Source organism: Mycoplasma sp. 1654_15, assembly GCF_012516495.1.
In the GTDB taxonomy this organism is placed as follows: Bacteria; Bacillota_I; Bacilli_A; order Mycoplasmatales; family Metamycoplasmataceae; genus Mesomycoplasma.
In genome coordinates, this window is sequence record NZ_CP051214.1 from 73,666 (window position 1) to 96,928 (window position 23,263).

Annotated in this window: 20 protein-coding genes, 1 tRNA gene and 1 riboswitch; of the genes, 10 read left to right on the plus strand and 11 right to left on the minus strand. The window is 24.9% G+C overall.

The window, feature by feature from the left end; translation table 4 throughout:
• Positions 1-106 precede the first annotated feature (106 nt).
• The 6 genes from HF996_RS00330 (at position 107) to HF996_RS00355 (ending at position 8,200) form a co-directional block, all read left to right on the plus strand.
• The gene (locus HF996_RS00330) at positions 107-2,275 is read left to right on the plus strand and encodes a HinT-interacting membrane complex protein P80 (RefSeq protein WP_168910128.1); all 2,169 of its coding nucleotides are present in this window, start codon (positions 107-109) and stop codon (positions 2,273-2,275) included.
• An 8-nt stretch (positions 2,276-2,283) separates the two neighbouring features.
• The gene (locus tag HF996_RS00335) at positions 2,284-3,933 is read left to right on the plus strand and encodes a HinT-interacting membrane complex lipoprotein P60 (protein ID WP_168910129.1); all 1,650 of its coding nucleotides are present in this window, start codon (positions 2,284-2,286) and stop codon (positions 3,931-3,933) included.
• 33 nt (positions 3,934-3,966) lie between these two features.
• Positions 3,967-4,302, plus strand: a complete 336-nt coding sequence (hinT, locus tag HF996_RS00340) for a histidine triad protein HinT (protein ID WP_168910130.1) — start codon at positions 3,967-3,969, stop codon at positions 4,300-4,302.
• 66 nt (positions 4,303-4,368) lie between these two features.
• A riboswitch (TPP riboswitch) is annotated at positions 4,369-4,458 on the plus strand.
• Between the two features lie 50 nt (positions 4,459-4,508).
• Positions 4,509-5,759, plus strand: coding sequence for an ABC transporter thiamine pyrophosphate-binding lipoprotein p37/Cypl (cypl, locus tag HF996_RS00345; protein WP_168910131.1), 1,251 nt, complete (start codon positions 4,509-4,511; stop codon positions 5,757-5,759).
• Entirely contained in the window at positions 5,740-6,498 is a 759-nt protein-coding gene (locus HF996_RS00350; RefSeq protein ID WP_168910132.1) for an ATP-binding cassette domain-containing protein, read from the plus strand. The genes cypl and HF996_RS00350 overlap by 20 nt, the downstream gene beginning before the upstream one ends.
• The gene (locus tag HF996_RS00355) at positions 6,491-8,200 is read left to right on the plus strand and encodes an ABC transporter permease subunit (protein WP_168910133.1); all 1,710 of its coding nucleotides are present in this window, start codon (positions 6,491-6,493) and stop codon (positions 8,198-8,200) included. The genes HF996_RS00350 and HF996_RS00355 overlap by 8 nt, the downstream gene beginning before the upstream one ends.
• 57 nt (positions 8,201-8,257) lie before the next feature.
• Here the strand turns inward: HF996_RS00355 and tig are convergent, their stop codons facing one another.
• From tig to HF996_RS00415, 11 genes are all read right to left on the minus strand, one after another.
• On the minus strand, positions 8,258-9,718 hold the full coding sequence (gene tig, locus HF996_RS00360; protein WP_168910134.1) for a trigger factor: 1,461 nt from the start codon (positions 9,716-9,718) through the stop codon (positions 8,258-8,260).
• Between the two features lie 70 nt (positions 9,719-9,788).
• Entirely contained in the window at positions 9,789-11,036 is a 1,248-nt protein-coding gene (locus HF996_RS00365) for an Hsp33 family molecular chaperone HslO (protein WP_168910135.1), read from the minus strand.
• A gap of 83 nt (positions 11,037-11,119) precedes the next feature.
• On the minus strand, positions 11,120-12,121 hold the full coding sequence (gap, locus tag HF996_RS00370) for a type I glyceraldehyde-3-phosphate dehydrogenase (protein WP_168910136.1): 1,002 nt from the start codon (positions 12,119-12,121) through the stop codon (positions 11,120-11,122).
• A gap of 134 nt (positions 12,122-12,255) precedes the next feature.
• Positions 12,256-14,049 carry a molecular chaperone DnaK gene (gene dnaK, locus HF996_RS00375; RefSeq protein ID WP_168910137.1) on the minus strand — a complete coding sequence of 598 codons (1,794 nt, stop codon included), beginning with the start codon at positions 14,047-14,049 and terminating at the stop codon, positions 12,256-12,258.
• Positions 14,050-14,204: 155 nt separating this feature from the next.
• Positions 14,205-14,978, minus strand: coding sequence for a MurR/RpiR family transcriptional regulator (locus tag HF996_RS00380; RefSeq protein ID WP_168910138.1), 774 nt, complete (start codon positions 14,976-14,978; stop codon positions 14,205-14,207).
• A 60-nt stretch (positions 14,979-15,038) separates the two neighbouring features.
• Positions 15,039-15,677, minus strand: coding sequence for a hypothetical protein (locus HF996_RS00385; RefSeq protein ID WP_254427723.1), 639 nt, complete (start codon positions 15,675-15,677; stop codon positions 15,039-15,041).
• A gap of 368 nt (positions 15,678-16,045) precedes the next feature.
• Positions 16,046-17,410 (minus strand): hypothetical protein, encoded by a 1,365-nt coding sequence (locus HF996_RS00390; protein WP_174813139.1) that lies wholly within the window; start codon positions 17,408-17,410, stop codon positions 16,046-16,048.
• Between the two features lie 10 nt (positions 17,411-17,420).
• Positions 17,421-17,987 (minus strand): hypothetical protein, encoded by a 567-nt coding sequence (locus HF996_RS04015; RefSeq protein WP_254427724.1) that lies wholly within the window; start codon positions 17,985-17,987, stop codon positions 17,421-17,423.
• 342 nt (positions 17,988-18,329) lie between these two features.
• Positions 18,330-19,217 (minus strand): hypothetical protein, encoded by an 888-nt coding sequence (locus HF996_RS04020; protein WP_254427725.1) that lies wholly within the window; start codon positions 19,215-19,217, stop codon positions 18,330-18,332.
• A gap of 3 nt (positions 19,218-19,220) precedes the next feature.
• Complete coding sequence (locus HF996_RS04025) at positions 19,221-20,057, minus strand: hypothetical protein (RefSeq protein ID WP_254427726.1); 837 nt, start codon at positions 20,055-20,057, stop codon at positions 19,221-19,223.
• Positions 20,058-20,215: 158 nt separating this feature from the next.
• Positions 20,216-21,694 carry a hypothetical protein gene (locus HF996_RS00415; protein WP_168910139.1) on the minus strand — a complete coding sequence of 493 codons (1,479 nt, stop codon included), beginning with the start codon at positions 21,692-21,694 and terminating at the stop codon, positions 20,216-20,218.
• Positions 21,695-21,860: 166 nt separating this feature from the next.
• Between HF996_RS00415 and HF996_RS00420 the strand changes: the two genes are divergently transcribed.
• The 4 genes from HF996_RS00420 (at position 21,861) to HF996_RS00430 (ending at position 23,262) form a co-directional block, all read left to right on the plus strand.
• Positions 21,861-22,430, plus strand: a complete 570-nt coding sequence (locus HF996_RS00420; protein ID WP_168910140.1) for a thymidine kinase — start codon at positions 21,861-21,863, stop codon at positions 22,428-22,430.
• Between the two features lie 43 nt (positions 22,431-22,473).
• Positions 22,474-22,547 (plus strand) — tRNA-Gly (locus tag HF996_RS00425).
• 129 nt (positions 22,548-22,676) lie between these two features.
• On the plus strand, positions 22,677-22,805 hold the full coding sequence (locus tag HF996_RS04165; protein ID WP_256366893.1) for a hypothetical protein: 129 nt from the start codon (positions 22,677-22,679) through the stop codon (positions 22,803-22,805).
• Positions 22,806-22,989: 184 nt separating this feature from the next.
• Positions 22,990-23,262, plus strand: coding sequence for an HPr family phosphocarrier protein (locus HF996_RS00430; RefSeq protein ID WP_168910141.1), 273 nt, complete (start codon positions 22,990-22,992; stop codon positions 23,260-23,262).
• Position 23,263: the final 1 nt, after the last annotated feature.

Here is a 23,263-nt window from a genome sequence, read left to right on the forward strand (position 1 = left end):
AATAATTTTTAAGTCTTTTGTTTTTTTATTGTCTTGTATGCTTTAAAATTAACAAAAATTTAGTAAAATTTTATAACTTAATTAATTTTAAAAAAAGAGAAGGATTATGAGTAAATTTAATTTATTACAAAAAATTGCTCGTCTTAACTCAAAAGAAAACAACAATAATCCAAAAGATAAAAAATCAAAAAAGCCTATTTCTAAGAAAAGAAAAATGGTTTATTCAGCTATTGGAATTGGAAGTTTTATTTTGATTTTGGGATTGGGAATTGGAGTTCCAGTTAGCGCATCTAGCACTTCAGGTTCTTTAATTCAGCAAAGAGCAGATTCAGATGTTTTAGTAAGTATTGCGACACCTTCAGGTGAGCAAAATATTTTAGCTTCACAACTTTTAAAAGCTATTAAATCAACAGGTGAAGAACAAAACGAAGAATTAAAACAAGCAAAGAAAAAAATTGTTGAATACCTTTACGATCAAGAAGTAAAAAATGCAGAGCTATTTCAAAAAGCTTGAAATGATTCTAACTCAGATAAAACTTCAAACAATTCAAGAACTTTTACTATAAGAAGTCAACAAGAAGTAAGAACTGAACAAGAAAACAGACTAAAAGATGAAAGAGCAAGATTCCAAAAAAACTTCGGATTTAACAATTGAGAAACTGAGTTTAATAAGGAATTAACAACTGAAAAATACGGAAATGCAAAAACATTTGAAGATGCAGTTGATTATTTAACATTTCAGGCTTTAATTCCTGTTGCTTTTTCACGTTTTAAATTTGAGTTTAATACTTCATTTACAAATTCAGATGTAACTAACAGAGTGCTAAAAAATGATATTAAAGACGATTCAGGTCGCGTTGTTTTCCACCAAGGAGATAGACTGTTTAAAAATATCATAAATTTATCAACTAAAGAAGGTGAAGATTTTATTAATGGTTTTTTACCTAACATTAAAAATCCAAAAGATGAAAATCAAAAACCAGAAGATATAGAAAAAAACAAAGAAAATCAAACAGTAGCAGCATTTTTAAGTAAATCATTTGTTAAAGATTATATGTATCCTAAAAAATTATTTGATGAAATTTACTTCAATGATGGAGCAATTTTAAAAGATAACTTTGAATTATTTGATATGTCCAAAATAGTTGTAAATGTTAAAACTGATGATAAAAATTCACAATCAGCTTGAAAAATTGCTAAAGCCGATCTTGAACAATTATTAACTTATTTCTTGGTTGAGGTTCAAGAAGACGGATTAAAAGCTAAAGTAATCAGAAATGGTTTAGAATCTTTAGAATCCTTTAAAAAAGAAGAAGAATCATATAAAACTAATCAAGAAGACAAAATTTTACTAACAACTATTAATCCTTCAGTTAACAAACAAACTGCTGATACTTTTGGAAAATTACCTCTTCAAAATCTGAGTCAAATTTTTGAAAATAACTCTGTTCCATTTGGACTTTCTTTCTTAGATAAACTTTTTACTCCAAAATCCACAACTCAAATTCTTTCCAAAACATTATTTGACAAAATTAAATCTGAAGTCTTTAAAAATAATGAAAACTTGCTTCCAGAATCAAGTACTTTAGTCGGAAAAACCGTTGCAGAAATTAAAGAAATCAACCGCCGCTTAAAAGACTTTATAGAAAAATTAAGTGATACAGAACTAAACAAAGCAGGTGAAGCATTTAGAAACACTTTTGGGGAACAAACAAACAACTTCAGAATTCATTATAGTTATACTTTAACTGATAATCCAAACATAAAAATTGTTTTTGATGATAAAGGAATGCAAATTCTCAAAGTATCACAAATTAAAACCTGAGATGCTTTTGATCAAATAATTCATAAAGAATTACAACTAAAAGCAAACAATCAATTTGATAATAAAATAAACTCTAATATTAATCTTTCTTCTTTACTATCTGAAGTACAAAACGATGATTTTGCTTTATATTCTTCAATAAAAGACAAAAAATTTCAAGATGTGTTATTAAATGATAAGTTAAGAACAGAACAACAAAAACAAGAATATCTTAAAAACATTACTGACTTATCAAATAATTTTTTAGTTTCATTTGTAATTAACAAAGTTTTAAAAATAAACTCAAATGTACAAACTTATCTCAAAAAAGAGTTGGAAAATAGATTAGTTGATGATTATGTATTTAATGATCAACAAAAATTCTGAGCAGTAAAAACACAGATGGATAAAAAAGCTTCTCAAGCAATACTAGATGAGTTACAAACTTGATTTAAGTTAGGAAATAATTAGGAAAAATGATGAAAAAAATAAGTAAACTAAAATGACTTTTAACTCCTGCTGTAGGATTTTCAGCAATTACTTTTATTTCATGTAGCTATAATGTGGAAAGTCCAGAAAGAATTGAAGAAGATAAAAAATTACAAGACAAAATTGTACAAAGATATGTTGACAATGCTTTTGTAGAAACTATTTTAGCTCAAAGAGTCTATAAAATCCAGCCAACTGCTATAGCATCTAACTTCAACGATACCAACTCAGAATTTTTTAAAGACGCACAACAAGCTTTTAATTTTTATCAAAATTACCAATTAAAACAAGATGAAAATTTTACTTATACTACTTATTCTAAATTATTAAAAGATCAAGTTTTAAAGTCAAATGATTTTAGAGTACTTCAAGAAGACTTGGGTTCAGGAAACAAATTTTCCACTCCTTCTTTTAAAATTCTTTATAATAATTTTGATACAGGAATTGCTGAAATTATTAACAAATTACTTTTAACCAAACACTTTTTACTAGGTCAAGAAGAAAACGATATTAAAAACTCAAAAATATACAAAGAATCTACTAGTGATAAAGCTTCTTTTACAACAAAAAATATTTTTGAAAGTTTAGATCCAAGTGACAAAGACTTCTTCTTAATGAAGCTTTTATTAGAAAAACAACCAGCTCAAGTTTGAAAATTTGAATCCTCAGACGGTCTTGATTTAGCAACTTTTGCTGCAACTCAAGTTAAAGACGCAAAATCCTTCAACTCTATAGTACTTGCAGATGCAAAACTAGATTCTAAAACTACACAAAAACAAGAAAATTTTGAGTTTCTACAAGCAAATGATTCAATAGATTTACATAATTTATTTGGTTATCAAGGAATTTTATACAATCAAGGTGTTAGTTCAAGAAACGATTTAGATTATTCGATTTCTCATCTTCAAAGTGAATTTAAAATAAAATCAGGATTTTTAGATGCTAACAACAACATTTTTAGTCAAGATCAATTAAGTTTATTTGACAAGTGAAATCAAGTAAAATTAGCACCTATAAAATTAAAGACAACTTTTGATACTAACAAGGAAAAAGAAGAACTTTCATCATCAGATATAGAAATTCAAGCTGATCAAAATTCATTAACTTATGCAACTTACGAAGTAGATAAAATTTATCCTTCCCTTGTTTCTTCAAACAAAAAAAGTGCTCAAGTTGTAATTAAAATAACAATCAAATCTGATAATGCAAACTTAAAAGATAAAAGCTATTTCTACACAGTAACAGTAGATTGAAATAACAAAGACAACATAACTTATAGTCCACAAATCAACCAAGATGGACAAAAACTATCACAAGAAATACCAGCAAGTATTTCTTCTCTTTCTTCCGATGCTTCAAAAATTAGCATTAGTTATGTAAACAAAATTGTTCCTTTGTTTGACAAAGTAGTAAAAGATGATAACAAGAAAGAAACAAAAAGATACTTTTCTTTAGATAATACTCCTTGATCTACTTTAGAACAAAAAGAAATCCTTGCTTTTTCTTTATTTTTAGCAGATCAAAATCTTATTTTTAATGATGTAAAAACTTACTTTGAAGATATGGGTTATATAATCAATGTTAAAGATAAAGTAATTAAATTAGAAGATTCTAAAGATAAAAAAGATAATAAAAAATAATTAAAAAACTTTAGTTTTAATATAATTTAACTTATGAAAACTTGACAAGAAGAATTATTTTTAAAAATTATTAAAAGAGAAGAACCAGCAACTATTTTGTATGAAGATGATAAAGTAATAGCATTTTTAGATAAATACGCACATACAAAAGGACATTTTTTAGTAGTACCAAAAGTTTATTCTAGAAATTTATACACAATTACCGACGCAGATTTATCATACTTAATTCTAAAAGCTAGAGAATTTGCTTTAAAAGAAGTACAAAAACTAGGTGCCACAGGCTTTAAATTACTTATCAACAATGAACCTGACGCTGAACAGTCAATTTTCCACACTCACGTTCACATTATTCCTTACTATAAAAAATAACTTCAAAAATCAACATATTTTAAAAAGTAATGCAAAAATTTAATTTGTATTACTTTTTTTGTATAATATTACAAACAGGGGTGCTGTAAAAGGCTGAGAAATACTCTAAAAGTTGATCTAGGTAATACTAGCGTAACGAGTTTATTTTTTGTTTATATTTTTTATAAGCTATCTCTGTTTATAACACAATAAAGGAGGTAGCTTTTTTGCTCAAAAAACTTAAAAATTTAATTTTATTTACTTCTATTTTTACTCCAGCAATATTTGCCATTTCTTGTGGAAATACAGATAAAAACGAAAAACCAACTCCAACTCCAGATCCTGGAACACCTGTTGAAACTCCAACACCAATTGTTTCACCGGCAGACTGAGACAAGACCATTACCATTGGAATTTCTCAAGCTTGACTTAACAAGAAACAAGGTGATGCTTTTCCTAACAAAGAAAAAATTGGCTCTTTTTTACAAAATTTTAAAGCAGAATTTGATAGGTTAAAAAATGCAGATGAAAATGCTAAAAATTATCCAGATGTTAACTTTATAGTTTCACCAGTTCAAGATTCAACAATATTATTAACTAATTTACAAACTGATAATAAAAATCTTGATTTTGGTATTAGTGCTTCCGGAAAACTTGTAGAATTCTTAAAAACTAATCCAGATGTTGTGACTCCAGCATTAGAAACTACAACAAACTCTTTCACCTTTGATAAGGAAAAAGAAAAATTTTATGTTGATGGTTCAGAAACAGATCCACTTGTAAAAATTGCTAAAGAAATAAACAAAATATTTGTTGATACACCTTATGCAAATTGAACAGATGAAGACCATAAATGAAATGGCAGTGTATATCAAACACTTTATGATCCTTCAGTGCAAGCTAATTTTTATAGAGGTATGATTTGAATAAAAGGAGATGAAACTACTCGTACAAATATCAAAAAAGCTTGAAATGAAAAGAACTGAGAAACCTTTAGAAACTATGGAATCCTTCACGGTAAAGACAATTCCTCAAGTAAATTTAAACTAGAAGAAACAATTCTAAAAAACCATTTTCAAGGCAAATTTACTACATTAAACGAAGATAGAACTGCACATCCTGATAAATACAAACTAAAATCTGCAGATACATTAGGAGAACAAGAAAATTTCCACATTGCATTTTCAGAAGAAGGTTCTTTTGCTTGAACACATAATAAAGCAGAAACTAAACCTTTTTTAACAAAAGACAATGAAAAAATTGAAGCTTTAATAGTAACAAATCCAATTTCATATGATATTGGTATATTTAGAAAGAGTGTCAATAAACTAGAGCAAGATTTAATTGTTCAGACTTTTATTAATTTAGCTAAAAATAAACAAGATACATATGGACCACTTTTGGGGTATAATGGTTATAAAAAAATCAACAATTTCCAAAGAGATATTGTAGAAGTTTATGAAAAAGCCATTAAATAAATTAGAAATCAATAACTTAACTTTTAAAAACAAAAATGATAATTATATTATTCTGAAAAATTTAAATTTAAACTTAAATTCAGATAAAGTTTTATTTTTGCTTGGTTCTTCTGGTCAAGGAAAAAGTTCTTTATTAAAAACAATTTTGAAGCAAACTGATATTATTTCAGGAACAATTTTATTCAATAATCAAAACATTTTTCAACTAAATAAAAAAGATTGAAAATCCTTCTTAAAAGAAGTAAGTTACTTGAATCAAACCACAACTTCGATTCCTTTTGAAACAGTTTTTACTAATATTACAAGGTCGATTCAAGAATACAAAAATGTAGTCTTTAATCTTTTCAACTTAGCTACAAAATCTCAAAAAGAAGAGATAATTTCAATATTAAAAGAACTAAATATTTTAGATAAAATTTATCACAGAGTAGATTCACTTTCAGGTGGTCAACAACAAAGAGTGGAAATTGCAAAATTAATGATACAAAAACCAAAAATTATTTTAGCTGATGAACCTACAAACTTTTTAGACCCTGAAACTTCGAAAAATATAATAGAATTATTGATAAAAATGGCAAAAAAATTTAACTCAATTTTGATTATAGTAACTCACAACACCAATCTTGTTGAACAGTTTGATTCTTCAATTTTGTTGATAAAAAATCAAGAATATCATTTTTATGAATCTAATAAACAAATGAATTCTACTATTTTAGAACAGGTTTTTAAAAATGATTAAAGAAAATTTATTTTTTGAATGAATAGATAAAAATAACAAGAAAATAAAATTAAAATGAAAAATTTTAATTTTATTTCTTTTATTTTCTCTCTTTGTTTTTTCTTTCTATTCACTTTATGAACCAATAAATAGTGGGTCAACAAAAATCTTTACAAAAAACTTAAAAGATTTGTTTACATTTTCCAATTATTCCAAAAAATATCCAAGTTGAAGCCTTTGACAACTAAGTTGATATTATATGTTTTTAACAGTTCGTTATTGTATATTGGGAACAACATTAGGTTTTATTTTTGCTTTTTTTACTTCTTTTATTAGTTCAAATTTTCAAAAATACAAAGCCATTAGATGAAGTATTTCCGCAGTAGTTCTTTTTTTAAAAGCCTTTCCAATTTCTTTATTTGTATATTTTTTCTCAGTAGGTTTTGATAAAGAATTAGCAGCAACATTAATTTTATTTTGGTTTAGTTGGCTCTGAATGCACAAGTATTTTTTTGATTTTTTAAATAATTTAGATTTAACTACATACAAAATTATGTATATGAAAACCAATGATAATTTTTCTTCATTTAGAAAAACATTATTACCTTATATAATAAATAAATATTTTATGTTCTTTGTTTATTCTTTGGAGAGTAATATTCGTTGAACAACAATAATCAATGCAGCTGGTGTTATTGGAATTGGTTTACTTCTAAATGATGCAAGAGATTTTTCTTTAGGTTGATCAGTAGTTGGTTTTCCGTTATTGGTAATTTTAATTACAACAATATTTTTTGAATTTTTAAGTTTATTTTTAAATAAAGTAATTTTAAATGTTAAAAATTTAGATTACAAAAATACTTCATTTTTGTGGCTAAAATTAAATTTTAGAAGAATTTTTAAATGAATTTTTGTCTTGTTTTTTATAGCATTTAATATATATGCAATTGTTCAGGTTTCTTCGTTTTCTACATATCCAAATCATATTAAAAATTTCTGACAGCATTTTTTTAGCTTCAAAAAAGAAGTATTTTCAAGCAACAAAGAAGATAATCCATTTTATTGAATTTTAATTTTAATCTATCAGTGTGTGTTGTCAATCACAATAATAGCAATAGTTTCTTTGTGCTTCTCAATCTTAGGAAATGAAAAATTAAATAGATGAGTTCAATGAGTTCCACTTCGTTTTTTAAACACATTATTTAGAATAATTCCAACAATAATTTTTATTTATTTATTTTCGATATTTTGAATAGGAACAAACATTTTTTTACTCACTGCAATAATAACAGCTCTACACAAATCAACAAGTTTAGTAAAGCAATTAAACGAAAGCATTAATTCTATAAATTGAGAAATATACAAAACTTTGGAAATACAAGGAAAAAGTAAATTTCAAAGAATAATCAAATTTGTAATTCCCTCCATTAAGAAAGACTTTTATTCATTTTTACTATTTTACTTTGAAAATCAAGTCCAAACACTTATTTTATTAGGTTCAGTTGGAGGTTCTTTATTGGGTTCCAAAATTAGTATTGTCGGACAAGCCGGAGAAAGAACTGAAGATATTGCACAGCTTTTTACCTATTCTTGAGTCAGTTGAATATTTATAGCAATAATACAGTTTTTACAATTTTACTTTAATTTAAAAGTTCAAAATAAAAAATTAGTCGAATATTATTTCAGAAAAATATTTAATAATATCAAAACGAAATTAACTTAAATAAAAACAAAAAACAACGAAATCAATTCGTTGTTTTTATTATGATAATTTTAACAATTATTTTTTCACTGGCTTTTTAGAAGCAGGTTTAGAAGCAGGTTGTTTAGTTTGTGAAGTAGCTTCTTTTTTAGTATTTTTCTTTACAGAAGATTCTGTGTTTGACTTAGTTTGTTTTACTTCTTTTTTATCAGCAGATTTAGCGGTTTTTACTTCTTTTTCTGAAGAAACTTTAGAAGATTTTGTTGAATTATATTCAATTAATTTATCTAATACTTTTGAATTTGTGATATTTACTTGTAATTGTGCAAGAGGGAATGTTTTCTTAATATCTTCAATTGATTTTCCGTAGAATTTAGCAAGTTTTCCATATTCAATATCATAATCAGCTGCAGTTGCAAATATTTTCTCTAACTTAGCAATTTCAGCATAAATAAAAGCATTTTTTAGTAAATTAATAGATTCAGTTCTCATTTGAAGTTTAATGTCTTCTTCAGTAAATTTAGTAATTTCTAAATATTCTTTTACAGTAAAACCTTGTGATTTTAAATTATTTTCAAATAATTTTTCTAGTCTTCTAATTTCATTTAAAAGTAATTTTTCTGATATAGGAATTTGAACTTGTTTTTGAATTTCAGCAAATGATTCTTTTTGAAATATAACTCTATTTTGTTCTAGTTTTTCATTAAATGTTAATTTTTCTAAATATGCTCTTAAATCTTTTTCATTTTTTACATCTTCTAGACTTAATTTTTTAATAAATTCTTCATCTAATTTAGGTAAAACTAACTCATTTACTTGATTAATTTTAATTTTGAATTTAGCTTCTTTTCCAGCATAAGCTGTTACGTGATAATTTTCAGGGAAAGTTACTGTGATTTCCTTTTTATCACCTTTTTTCATACCAACTAATTGGTCTTCAAAACCAGCTATAAAACTTCCTGAACCAATTTTTAAATCAAAGTTTTCTGCTTCTCCACCTTCAAAAGCTTGTCCATCGATAAAACCTTTAAAATTGAAGTTTACAATATCTCTTTTTTTAATAGGTTTATCAGTTTCTTGAGTTGCAGCGCTAGTTTCTAATAATCTTTGAATTTGTAAATCTATATCTTCTTTACCAACTTTAGGTTCAATAAATTTAGTTTTTAAATGTTTATAATCAGGTAAATTTAAAGTTGGATATACAGGATATAAAAAACTAATTTCTAAATTTGAAGTAGAAATATCTTCGATTTTATAGATAGGACTATCTAAAACGTTGTCATCTTCAATAATATTTTTTCTTGCTTCAGTTTCTAATTCAGGTGCAATTAATGAAACTGCCTCTCTTAAAATAGATGCTTCAGAAATATATTTTTTAGCAATATTAGCAGGAACGCTTCCTTTTCTAAATCCATCAACTTTTAAATTTTTAATTAAAGCTTTATTTGCTTTTTCTTGAGTTTTCTTTCAAACATTTTCTTCTGGTTTAACTGTAATTTTTAATTCTGATGATTCAGCTAGTAGTTCTCTTTTTACCATTTTTTCTCCAGTCTAACTAATAGTTTTGCATTAGTTTTTAGTATTTAATATTTTAACAAATTACTTCATTTTATAAAGTAAAATTTACTATTTTTTTCAATTTACTTAAAGCAAATTTAATTGATTTTTCTGTAACTTGTTTTCTTGATCCTTTAAAATTCTGTTCTCAAACTTTATCATTAATAGCTATAAAAACTTGACCTACTTTTGTTCCAACTTCAGCGGTAGGTCCTGCATTTCCTGTGAAAGAAACACAAAATGTAGTATTAAAAAATTTTTTACCTTTTTTTGCCATTTCTAAAGCTGTTTTTTTGTTTACAACCCCGTTTGATGTGTCTATATTTAATTTTTGTTTTATTTCATTTGTGTAAGTTATTAAACCACCTTTAAAATACTTTGAAGCACCAGGAGTTGAGACTATTTTTGCGGTAAAACCTCCACCTGTAAATGATTCTACACATGAAATTGTTTGAACTGTGTTTTCAAGTTCTCAATCTTGTTTTGTAAATAAAAATTTTCTTCTACAAAATTGGCAAATAAGTTCAATTTTTCTTTGTTTTTGAAGGATTTTTTCTATATCTTCCCTACTTAATACTTTAAGTAAATTTTTAGTTTTTTCTCTTGAACAACCACATTTGTATTTTCAAAATTTAGTGTCTAATACTTCGATATCCAGCTTGGACGAAAAAGATTCTAAACCTAAAATTTCAAAAGGATTTTCTTTTAAAAATGTTTCTAATCAAGCAATATCATTTTCACTGTGTTGTGGTAGTAATTGAAAAATTACAGATTGAGCTTGTAAAATATTACCACTTTTGTCGATTTTTAAATAAAGCTTAGCCACAGAATGAACTTGCTCAGATAAATAAAAATAAAAAGCTAAATCTGAAATAAGATCACCACTTTGTAAATCTACTTGTCCACCATAATTTTGTTCTTGTTTTGTGCTTACTATTTTTATAAATCCGTTTTTAGTTATAGATTTTTGAAGCAAATCCAGATAATTAATTTTTGAAAAATCCTTGATTTCTGAAGCAAATTCATTGTATTTAAACATTGCTCTAATAGTTTGATTTGAATTTGAATCAATTATTAAAGAATCAATTGTATCTGTTTTAATTAAAGTAGTAGTTTTGTCATTTTTAGGATTTAAAACAACTAAAAGTGGACCAAATAAAGCTACAGCGCTAGCTAAAATAATAGAAGGAATTTGTCTAGTATTTTGCACTTTAATGATATTTTGTGCCACTTCAGTAAAATCTGATAAAAATACTCTAAAGTTATTTTTAATGGCAATTTGTGTATATGATTTATTCATATAAATTCCTTAAAATATTAAAATAAGAAGTAAAACTACTTCTTATTTTAATATGTATTTTCTATAATTTCTTAAAATAAAAATTATTTTTTAGCAAAATGTAAAGCAACTCTTACATATTGAGCAACAAATGAAGATTCATTGTCATATCATGTGTAAACTTTGTATAATCTTTTTCCATTTACATCAACAAACTTAGTTAATGTTGCATCGAAAATTGAACCATGTGTGTTGTTAATAATATCTGAAGATACAATTTGATCTTCATTGTATTGGAATGATTCGTTTTCAACTCTTTTCATTTCAGCGTTAATTTCTTCTATAGTAGGATTTGATTTTAATTCAACTGATAAGTCAACGAATGAACCAGTAATAACAGGAACTCTAATAGCAATTCCATCTAATTTTCCTGTTAATGAAGGAACAACTAATCCTATAGCTTTTGCTGCTCCTGTAGAAGAAGGAACGATATTAAATGCTGCTGCTCTTGCTCTTCTTAAGTCTCTGTGTGGTGAATCTTGTAATTTTTGGTCAGCTGTATAAGCGTGCACAGTTGTCATAAATCCATGACTGATTCCGAATTTTTTATCTAAAAAGTGAACTAAAGGAGCTAAAGCATTTGTTGTACAAGAAGCTGCAGAAATTATTTTATCTTCTGAAGTAATTTGTTCATGGTTAACATTGTAAACAATAGTTTTAACATCATTTCCAGCTGGTGCTGAAATTAATACTTTCTTAGCTCCTGTTTTTAAGTGTTTTTCACTTCCTTCTCTTGATGTAAAGAATCCTGTTGATTCAAATACTAAGTCAATACCTAATTTTCCTCAAGGTAAGTTTTCTGGGTCTCTTTCAGCAAAAATTTGAATCTCGTGTCCATTAATAACTAATTTATCTTCGCCTCTTGTTTCAACAGTACCTTTAAAAGTTCCATGTGCTGAGTCATATTTGAATAAATCCTTTAAAACTGAAGCACTTGTTAAGTCATTAATTGCTACAACTTGAATTTCTTTTGTATCAATTTCAACTATTCTTCTTAAAATTAATCTACCGATTCTTCCGAATCCGTTTATAGCTATTTTTTTCATTTTTTTCCTTTGATTTTATAGTATTTAAGTAAAAATTCTTGTTAAAAAGAACTTATTAAATTATACTCTTTTTTAATTTTAAAATAATATATTTCTTATCAAAAAACAGTCCAATTATAGACTGTTTTAAAAAATTAATTTTCTTTTACTTCTGCTTCGATTGGATTGTCATCTGATGAAGTATCAGAAGTATTTGCTTGTTGTGCTGCGGCTTGTGCAAAAGCTTGTGCAGCTTGTTCAATTTGATCTAATTTTGTTTTTAGTTCTTCAAATTTTTCTTCTTTTAACAAGTCTTTTAGTTCTTGAATTTGTTTTTCTAAAGTTTCTTTTTGTTTTGCATCTACTTTATCACCTTGATCAGTAATAGATTTTTCAAGTTGGTTAATTAATGCTTCGGCTCTAACTGTAATTTCAATTTTTTCTTTTTTCTTAGTATCTGCTTCACGATTTTCTTCAGCTTCTTTTACCATTCTTTGAATTTCTTCTTCAGATAGAGTAGTTGTGTTTTTAATAGTAATAGTTTGTTCTTTATTTGTCTTTTTATCTTTAGCTGAAACAGTTGTTATACCATTAACATCGATAGAAAAACTAACTTCAATTTGAGGAACTCCTCTAGGTGCTTGTTCAATTCCAGAAAGATTAAATCTTCCTAATAATTTATTATCAGCAGCTAGTTGTCTTTCTCCTTGAACTACAGAAATTGTTACTTCTGTTTGGTTGTTTTCAGCAGTTGAAAAAATCTGTGATTTAGTTACAGGGATTGTTGTGTTTCTTGGAATTAATGGTGTTGCAATACCACCTAATGTTTCAATTCCTAAAGTTAATGGAGTAACGTCAAGTAATAAAACATCGTTGATTTCTCCTGCTAAAACTCCCCCTTGAATTGCAGCACCGATAGCAACAACTTCGTCTGGGTTAATTGATCTATTTGGTTTTTTACCTAATGTGTGTTCAATCATTGCTTGTACAGCTGGAATTCTTGTTGATCCACCAACTAACAATACTTCATCTAAATCTTTTGCTTCTAATTTTGCTTCTTTTAAAGCATCCATAATTGGTTTTCTTGTTCTATCAACTAAATGAGCTGTCATTTTTTCAAATTCAGATCTTTTTAGTTCTAATTCAACGTTAATAGGTCCGTTTGGTCCAATTCCTAAAAATGGTAAGGAAATTGTAGCAACTGATTGATTTGATAAAGAAATTTTTGTTTTTTCTGCTTCTTCTTTTAAACGAGATAAAGCCATTTTGTCTTTTGAAGGATCAAAATCATATTCTTTTTTAATTTTGTCAACTAGTCAATCAACAATAACGTGGTCTCAGTCATCACCACCTAATTTGTTATCTCCACTTGTTGAAAGAACTTCAAATGTTCCCCCTGAAAGTTCAAGTACAGAAACGTCAAATGTTCCTCCACCTAAGTCGTATACTAAAACTTTCATTTCTTTGTCAGACTTGTCTAATCCAAAAGCTAAAGCTGCAGCTGTTGGTTCATTAATAATTCTTTCAACTTCTAATCCAGCAATTTTTCCTGCATTTTTTGTAGCTTCTCTTTGCGCATTATCAAAGTAAGCTGGAACTGTTATAACTGCTTTTGAAATTTTGTGACCAATTTTTTTCTCTGCATATTCTTTTAAATAAGAAAGAATTTTTGCAGAAATTTCTTCTGGTTTGTATTCTTTTCCGTTAGCTTTTACTGTTTGAGATGTTCCCATTAGTCTTTTAATTGAAGCAATTGCATCAGGATTTGTTTCTAATTGTCTTTTAGCAGCATCTCCTACAATTTCTTCTCCGTTTTTAAATGCAACAACAGAAGGAGTTGTGTTTTTTCCGTTTGGATTTTCTAAAACGATTGGTTTTCCATTTTCTATAATAGAAACTACAGAGTTTGTAGTTCCTAAGTCTATACCTAAAATTATTTCTTTTGCCATTTTGTCGCTCCTTATAATCTATCTATTTTATAACTTTGTATTGATTTAAATTCTTATGACAGCAATAGTATAACACAAAAAATGGCACTCACAAGTAAAAAGTGCCATTTTTTTAATTATTAAACTTTTTGTTCTATTTTTCCTAATTTTTTCCTTTATTCGGAAAGTAAATTAAGTATCTGCATAAATAAATAATTAAAACCAATTCGTGAATTAGTGTGATTTAAAAATAAGTCTTCATTATTTTTAGTAAGTAAAACAACATCTGATTTTTTAGCCATCATAGAATCTTTATTTGCTGTAAATAAAATAGTTTTAATGTTGCCTTTTTGTTTAATTTCAGTAAAAATTTTTTCAATATTTGGTGTTAATGAAGAAAAAGAAAAGAAAATACATAATGAATTTTCATTAGCTTTTTCTACTCATTTTTTCTGAACATCTAAATCAAAAGAATAATCGACAAAATAATTTAGTTTTGATAGATAATTTGCATAGACATTAATAACAGCTAAATTTGCCCCACGACCGAAAAGTAAAATATATTTGTATCGTTTTAATAGCTCCACAGCTTTTAAAATAGATTCTTGATTTACTTCAAAAATATAGTCAAGATTTGACTTTATTAAGTTGTGATATTTTAGATATCTTAAATTTTTTTCCAAAGGTTTTTTACAAGTATCAGAAGAGACACCATAAAATTTAAGTTGCTGTTTTAATTCAGGTAAAAAGTCTTTTACTCCTTTGTATCCCAAATATTTTATAAATTTAGAAACAGAACCATTCGAAACGTCTGAATTTTTTGAAATTTGTCCAATTTTCATAGTGTCTATATTATTTAAATTAGATAACAAATAAGATGCAATGTGAGAAAAAACCAAGTTATCTGTGCTGTTTTTTACATCTTCTAATTTTTTAAGAATATTTTCCATATAACCTCTATTGATAACTAAATTTTAGCCCTTTTTTAGTGATAGTGAAACAATATAATATTAATTATATGTAGAATTTAAATCAAGAGGTCTTCAAATATTATTTTTTTGTTTAATACAAACGTATAAACTGTTCTTAAAGTCTTCATTTTCTTCAAAATTTTCTATTTCTTCAAAATTTGATAAAGCAATAGTAAATATTCTGTAATAGATAATTAAATACTTTCTAAAGTGTGTAAAATTTAGTATTCAAAAGCATACTAAAAAAAGTAAAAACAGTATTAAAATAATTGAAAATGATTGTGATTCTAAGTAGAATTCTAATATAGAACCATCGCTAGCTTCTACAAAATCAAAAATAAAAAATTGTAGAACTGTTTCTAGTATAACGAATGTTCCAAATATTCAAGTTCCAAGTAACAAAACAGAAGAAGTAATTGTCATTACAAATAAATTTTTATATATTTTTTTAATTTCTTCAAAATAATTTATTTTATAGTCTTTTAATCTAAAATCATTAATAAATAAGTTAATTTCTTTTAAAGAATGTGTTTCATTGCTCACAAAATCAGTTAATTTATTTTTTTTAAATATACTCAATAATATCGACCCATTATAGAAATAATCAAATTTAGAAATTTTAATTCCTTTATTTTCTTCAAATTCTTCAAATTCTTTTCATAAATTATTTTTTACCAAAAATTCTTGTTGAACAAATTTATTTTCAAAATGTAAGGATAAACCTTCTAAAAAAAGATTATTTTGTTTAAATATTTTTTTGCTTTTTCACCCAAATAAAATAACAAAAATAAAAGAAAAAAAAGAAACAACAAAAAATATAATAGACAAAATATTTATAAATCTAACGGGAAAACCAATTTCAGTTAATATTGATTCATTTCTATTTACATAAGGTTTTAAACGGAATTCAAAAACAAGAGCCAATGCTAAAAAATAAGAAAAAAAAGAGAAAAAAATTATAAAAAGTAAGTAAATAAACTTGTTTCTTTTTATTTTTCAATTAAAAAAAAGAATGTATTTAAAAATTTTTTCATTTTTCATCATATTTAACTATAACGTTTAATTTGATAAGTTATTGCAATAGTAGACACAACTGATATTCCACTTACTAGATTGTCCATAATATTAATAATTACTCCTAAAGGATTTGCAAAAGAAGTAGTTAATAATATTGATCTTTTAAGACCTATAGAAATTCCCATTTTTTCTAAGACTTTAGAAGCACCAAAAAAAGTTTTTTTAAATACTGATTTCATTATAATTTCTTTTATCGCTTTTTCTTCGACGAATTTTCCTAAAATTTTTGACATAACTTTGTTATATAACTTATCAACTATGAATTTAGCTAACTTTCTTATAGCAGAAGTTTTAGTTGCGAAATTTAATACATTATAAACGAAAGAAAAATCCAGTACTTTTGCTAACAATTCCTTTTTTAATTCACCTTTAAATTCATTATATGTCATTCCAGAAAATTTACGGATTTTTTGATATTCAGATGAATTTTTGAATTCTTTAATTTTATCTAAGTCAGCTTTCATTGCTCTTTCCGTTTCAAAGGATTCGTGAACAAAATATGTCATTATAGAAGACTGCAATGCTGCTCCTGCTGCAAGAGGCGCAGTTGCACCAAAAGTTCAAAAACTAGAAATAGAATAAGTAAAAACGAGAGCTCAAGAAACACCAGCTATAACTGCAGAAGTTATATTTAAACCATGATTTATATCATATAAAGTCTGGTATTTTTCTACAAAATAATTAAATTTTTTCAAAGTATCTTGTGTCTCATTTTTTAATTTTAAAAATTTGTCTTTTACTTCAGGATCGTTTAAAGCTTCTTCAATCAATTTTTCTTTATCTTTATTTGTTACATTTTTGTTAGAAGTAATCTTTTCATTTAAATTAGAATCATTTTGATTATATAATTCAGCTAAATTTTCATTATCTTGATCTTCAAAATTATCATATGTTGATGTTTGTTGATCCTCATCATCAAGATTTAGTTTTAAATATTGTGCATATTGATTTTTAATTTCTGTTAAGTCAATTTGTTTATTTTTAATTAAATTTAAATTTTTGTAAAATTCTTCTTTAAATTTATTTTTTTCATAATTATTGCTGAAATTTTTTATATAACTATTTAATAATATTTCTGTTTCTTTGAATTGAGAAAAATCTACAAATTGAATCACATCTTGTACTTGTTCAAAATATTCATCAACTTTAGCATCTCAAATTAGATTTTCTGATTTACTTATAGGAATATAATCTGAAATAGTTCCATCTATTAATGGTTGAACTTGGAGAGTTTGAGGTACTTTATCTATATTAATATTCGCATATTGATATATAGGAGATACAATGCTTGGAATTTGTGATAAATTACCTAAATCGAATAATATTTTTTTCATATTTACCTTCTTAGTTATTTATTATTTTTGCTATTTCATCAATTAGCTTTAATTTTGTTTCTAGATGAATTTTGATACTTTCTTTTATAGTGAAATAAGAAGATTCTTTTACTATAATATTAAAAATGCTTAGACCTGAATAAGGACTTCAAAAATACATCTTACCATCTTTTTCTTTATAAAATTTAAAACCTTTATCTTCTAATATATTTTTTTTATTTTCATTCATTGATTCAGAATTTACAATTAAAAAGTTTTCATTTTCATAAACACGAAAATTAGATGAAATTTTTGAATATTTTAAATAAAAAACAAAATTATTTACAGTTGTTATTTTAAAATGTGAAGACATATTAGCAAGTCGAAAAACAAAAACTTCAAAAAAATCTTTATCGTCTTTTTTTAAAGATTCTCACACTTTTGTGTTCATTTTTTTTATAAATAACTCATGATTAGAAAAATCAGTTTCAAATGTTTTTATATAATTAAAATTCCATTCAGTTTCGTTAACCATCTTGTTCATAGATCAGTTATTAAAATCTAAATCATATTTTTTATTTGGAATCGATTTATACAAAATATTCCAAATGAAACAAAAAACAATTGAAATAATAGCCATACTTAGAGCAGTAAGTAAAAGCCGAGAAATTGCGTAATCCGTTATTGGATCAGAGCTGCGATTAGCTTTATAGAGAATTAAAGATATTATTAAAAATGGAAAAAGAACTAATGCGCTAAAAAAAGATGAATAATAAAAGAAATTAAAAACATAATTCAGAACTTTATTTTCAAATCTAAAATGGACAAGTCTTTTTCTTCATTTATTCAATTTGTATTTAAATAAAATTTCATCTAAAAAATCTTCTGGTATTTTGTTTTTTTTATTTTTCATTTCTTAAATTATATATTAATTAAATTTCTAGCTTTCTATAATGTCTACAAATTTTTTGATATATTTTACTTTATTTTCTATACTCAAAATTAAAAATTTTAAAACATTTTTGTAAGTTAATCTTTCTATATTAAATTCAAAAACATTTAATGAACCAAATGGAGTTTCAAAACTAATATTTTCTTCATTTTCTTCAAACAGTATAAAATTATTTTCTTCTAAAATCCTTCTTTTTTCTTCATTTATTTTTAATTTATTAAATTCTACAGTTGCTATCATTTTATAAGATTTGTTAAGCTGAGGCGTTTGTGTATTTTTTAAATAAAAAATAAAATCATTATTAGTTGTTAATTTAAAACAACTTTCCATATATGTATAATTAAAAGAATAAACTTCAGAAAACATTTTTTTTAAATTAAAATCAATATTATGTAATGGATTTAGTTCTGCTCTTTTTTTTAATAATTGTAGTCTTTCAATTTCTTCTGTTTCAATACTTTTTATAAAAGAAAAATTATTTACTAAAATATCGTTAATTTGCTTCATAGATTTTTCATTAAAATCTAATAAAATCTTCTTTTTGTTTATTTTTACAATAATTGAAACTAAAATTAAAAAAATTATTAATATAAAAATCAAAGAATAAAAAGATATAACCATCATTTTATTAGAATAATTGTCTAAAAAATTAGTTTTGTTATTTTCTTTTGTATTAATTAATAAATGCACGATAATAGTAATAATTAAATAAAAGCATGTAGTTAGAATTAAAACAAAAATAAAAACTAAAAAGAAAAAAAGTTTATTTAATTTTTGAGACTCAAATTTTATTAACCTTCATCTAACTAGTGCAGATTTTAATTTATATAAATCTAAAATATCCTCTATAATATCAATTTGATCTTTTGAAAACATAATCTACGAGTACTTATTTTTCTTAAGAAAAATTAAACCCCTTTCTCTATTAATACAAACAAATAAAGTTTTTTTTAGTTGTTCATTGTTTTCTAATTCATTAATATCAACTTTAAATTTAAGATATGAAACAATAAGAGAAGAATACAAGTAAAATTCAATTAAGTCTGTACAAGCAACTTGTCATTGAATAACTCCGAAAATTAAAAATGAAAACACAAGCAAACAGATAAAAACAGTTTCAAAATTGCGAAAAACATACAATTGTTCCAATTTAGAAATCTTTTCTAAATAAGAAATACAAACTGAAGCCACAATTACTGAAGTAATACTGTTTATTAAAATAGCAAAACTAATTACACTTATTCAAGAACAAATTAAAATATATTTGTGTTTTCTTTTAAGGTTAATATATAAAACTTCTGAAAAATTTACTTTTTTAACAATGTTTAAATTAAAAGTTTCAGATAACTCTTTACTGCACATAGTTTCGAATAAAAAATCTTTATATTTTATTTTTCTTTTAGTAATTAAAAATCACAAACTCGACCAAATAAGTTCGAATCAAGAAATATTTAAATTCTCTTTAATTTTATAATCTTGAAATTCGTTAAAAAGTTGATGAATAATTAAAAAATCCTTCTTTTTTCAAGAAACTTCGCATTGCAATGATAAGCCCTGCAGTAAAACTTGGTTTTGCTTTAAAACATTTTTATTTCTAATGCAAATAATAATTATAAAAAATAAAATTAAAAATGCTATAACTAAAAAACTAATACTTACTTTGTTGATTTTTGAAATAATATTATCTATATTTGTTAAATTAAGATCATTTTTCAAATAAAAAATTTTTAGTAAAAATTGAAGAAAAAATATTTGACTAACAAATAAAATAAAACAAATAAACAAAAAAGAAAGTAGTAAAAAACAAACTTTATTTTTCTTAAGTTTATAGTTTAAAAAATTAACATATTTTATAGAGTCTATCATAATAAAATTTAAAAATTCTTTTTAGTTTTTAAAGCAAAAGATAAATTGACCATTGTAGTAGTTATTGAAATAGCGTTATCTATTAGTGATACAAAACTAACTATAGGATTTGCAAAAATTGTAGTAATCATAACAATTCTTTTCGCTTTTATAAAAGAAAGGTATTCATCAAAAATCCCACTAGCAGCTTTTCAATATTGCTTAAAAAATATTTTTTTTATATCAATTTTTAAAATTTCATTTTCATAACTTCTTACTTGTTGATAATATTTAATTTTAGAAAATATTGAATCTTTTAACTTATTTAAAACTGTTTTTGAAGCAAATTTATAAGAAGATTTATTAGTTGCGAATTTTGCAAAATTAAATCAGAACGATACATCATAAGTATTGTTCAAAAGTTTCTTTTTCATTTCTTTTACAAATTCAGAATAACTTTTTTTTGCAAAATTATTTAAAAAATAAAAAGTATCAGAGTGTCAAAAATTTTCAATATCTTTTAAGTCTTTTTGAATTTCTTTTTCTGTATTAAAAGCAAATGCTGTAAAAGCTCCGGTCACAGAACCCTGAAGTATTAAAGCAGTTAGTATCGGTACACCAACGGCAGGAGCAAAAAAAGACACAAATCCATATCAAGCCGCTAAACCCGCATAAGTAGCAGAAAGTGCTAAAGACATTCTGTTAATGTTATAATTGATATCATAAAACTCTTTATAATGTTTATAAAAGTTTTTTAATTTTTCATTATTTTCAACAATATCTTTTTGAATATTTTGAAATTCGCTTTTTGTTTGAATATCATTAAAGATTAAATCCAGAATATCTTGTTTTTCTTTATTAGAAAGAGTATTTTTGAATTTATTACTTTTAGAACTTATGTTCATTCATGGGTTATCAATAATTTGATTTGTTCTATTGTTCAATACCTCTTGATTTTGAATTTCTTTTTCTTTTGTATTTTTTCATCCAGCACCATCATCTGTTGGATTTATATCAATAAAGGAATTCTCATCAAATGAATTATTATTTATAAACAAATCTTGTGTTGTAGGATTTATGCCTTTTAATAATAACTGTAAATCTGTTTCAGATAATTGTCTTGTCTTAATTATGTCTAAAGTTTCATAGTAAACTTCTTTAAAAAACTCTTGGTCTTTTTTGTTTCCAATTTTTTCTAAATTTTGTTCTAAAACTTCAAAAACTTTGGAATTATCAGAAAAATTTATATTTTTAACGACTTTTTTTGTGTAATTTATTTCTTGAGATAATTCTTGAAAATCAATTTCTTGTAAAAACTTTAATTCTACATTTTGATTGTTTATTTCTGTAGTACTAATTTGTCTATGTAAATCCATTTCACTTTCAATTTTTGAAACTTGAAATTCACTAATATTATTATCAGATATTAATTGAACGCTTTGAGCAACAGGGCTCAATACACTTGGGATTTGACTAACATTTCCAATGTCAAAAATTATTTTCTTCATCTTCTTCCTCCTTTTTTTATTAATTATAATTGAATTTCTATTTATGTTTTATTTTTTTATTTTTAGTTTCATTTTTTAAACCTTATATTTTTTATTTTTAAAATTTTTTTCAAAATTATTATTTTTGTTTAAAATTTTATTTACTCTATGAGTTAAAGGAGAAGCTATGTATAAAAAATTTTCAGATGGAACAATAGAAGTTATTACAGGTCCAATGTTTTCAGGTAAAAGTGATGAGTTAATAAAAAGAATTAGAACATTATCTTTTGCGAATGTCAAAACTTTAGCTGTAAAACCTAGAATTGATTCTAGATTTTCTACAAACGAAATAGTTTCTCGGGCAGGAACAAAAATTCCTACATATGTTGTTGAAACAGTGGCAGATATAAAACAATTATTCGAAAAATCAAAATATAAAGCTATTGCAATAGACGAAGCTCAATTTTTTGACAAAGACTTAGTGCCTTATGTTGAAGAATTAGCAAATCAAGGAATTAGAGTAATAATTAGTGGATTAGATCAAGATTATTTAAGACGTCCTTTTGGAGTTATGCCAAGTTTATTAGCGATGGCAGAACATATTACAAAATTACAAGCTATTTGTGTAGTTTGTAAAAATGCAGCTTCTACAACTTATAGAACAATTAAATCTAATAAATTAAAAGTAATAGGTGATTTAGATGAATATGAAGCAAGATGTAGAATTTGTCATAACAAAGGTTTAAATAATTTATAAAAAAACTTGTAAATTATTTTTTTCTGTTATAATATATATACCTGCAAGTGTAGTTTAATGGCAGAACTTCAGCCTTCCAAGCTGATTGTGAGGGTTCGATTCCCTTCACTTGCTCCATATCAAATATGACCGATGAGCTTTATGCTCATTTTTTTATTCCCTTTTCCTTGTTTTTTTTTTTTTTTTTTGATTTAATTTTATTAGTATTTGCCATTTTTAAAATAAAAAATAAAGAAAGGACTAATTGTGAAATACAATTTAGGTGATAAAAATAGACCTAGTACTCCACATAACAACCCAAATGGAGCAGGTTATCCTTCAACCACAGGAAATCGTTCCGGTGGAGGAAGAGGAAATAATAATCCAAGAAGATAATTATTTCTTCAAAAAAATTTTTTCAAAAGCAAATACTACACTTAAGTTTAAGTATTTTTCTATCTTGAACTTAGAATAGCCACATCAGTGGTTATTTTTTTATTTTTAATCTAAAATTATTCTTTTTATATTTACTAATTCAAATATAGTAAAATATAGCAAACTAAACATTAGGAGACGTAATATGGAAATTTTCGAATCAGTTGTTATAGATAAAATTGGTTTTCATGCAAGACCAGCATCTAAAATAGCTTCAATAGCATCTAAATTTAAATCAGATATTAAAATAATTTCTGGTGGTAAAACAGGAAATTTGAAATCAATAATGAACATTATGGCTTTAGGTATAAAACATGGAGCTATTTTTAAATTGGAAATTGTTGGTGAAGACGAAAAAGAAGCAAAAGAAGCAATTGTTCAAGCAATGATTGACAACGAATTAATTTACAAATTTTAAA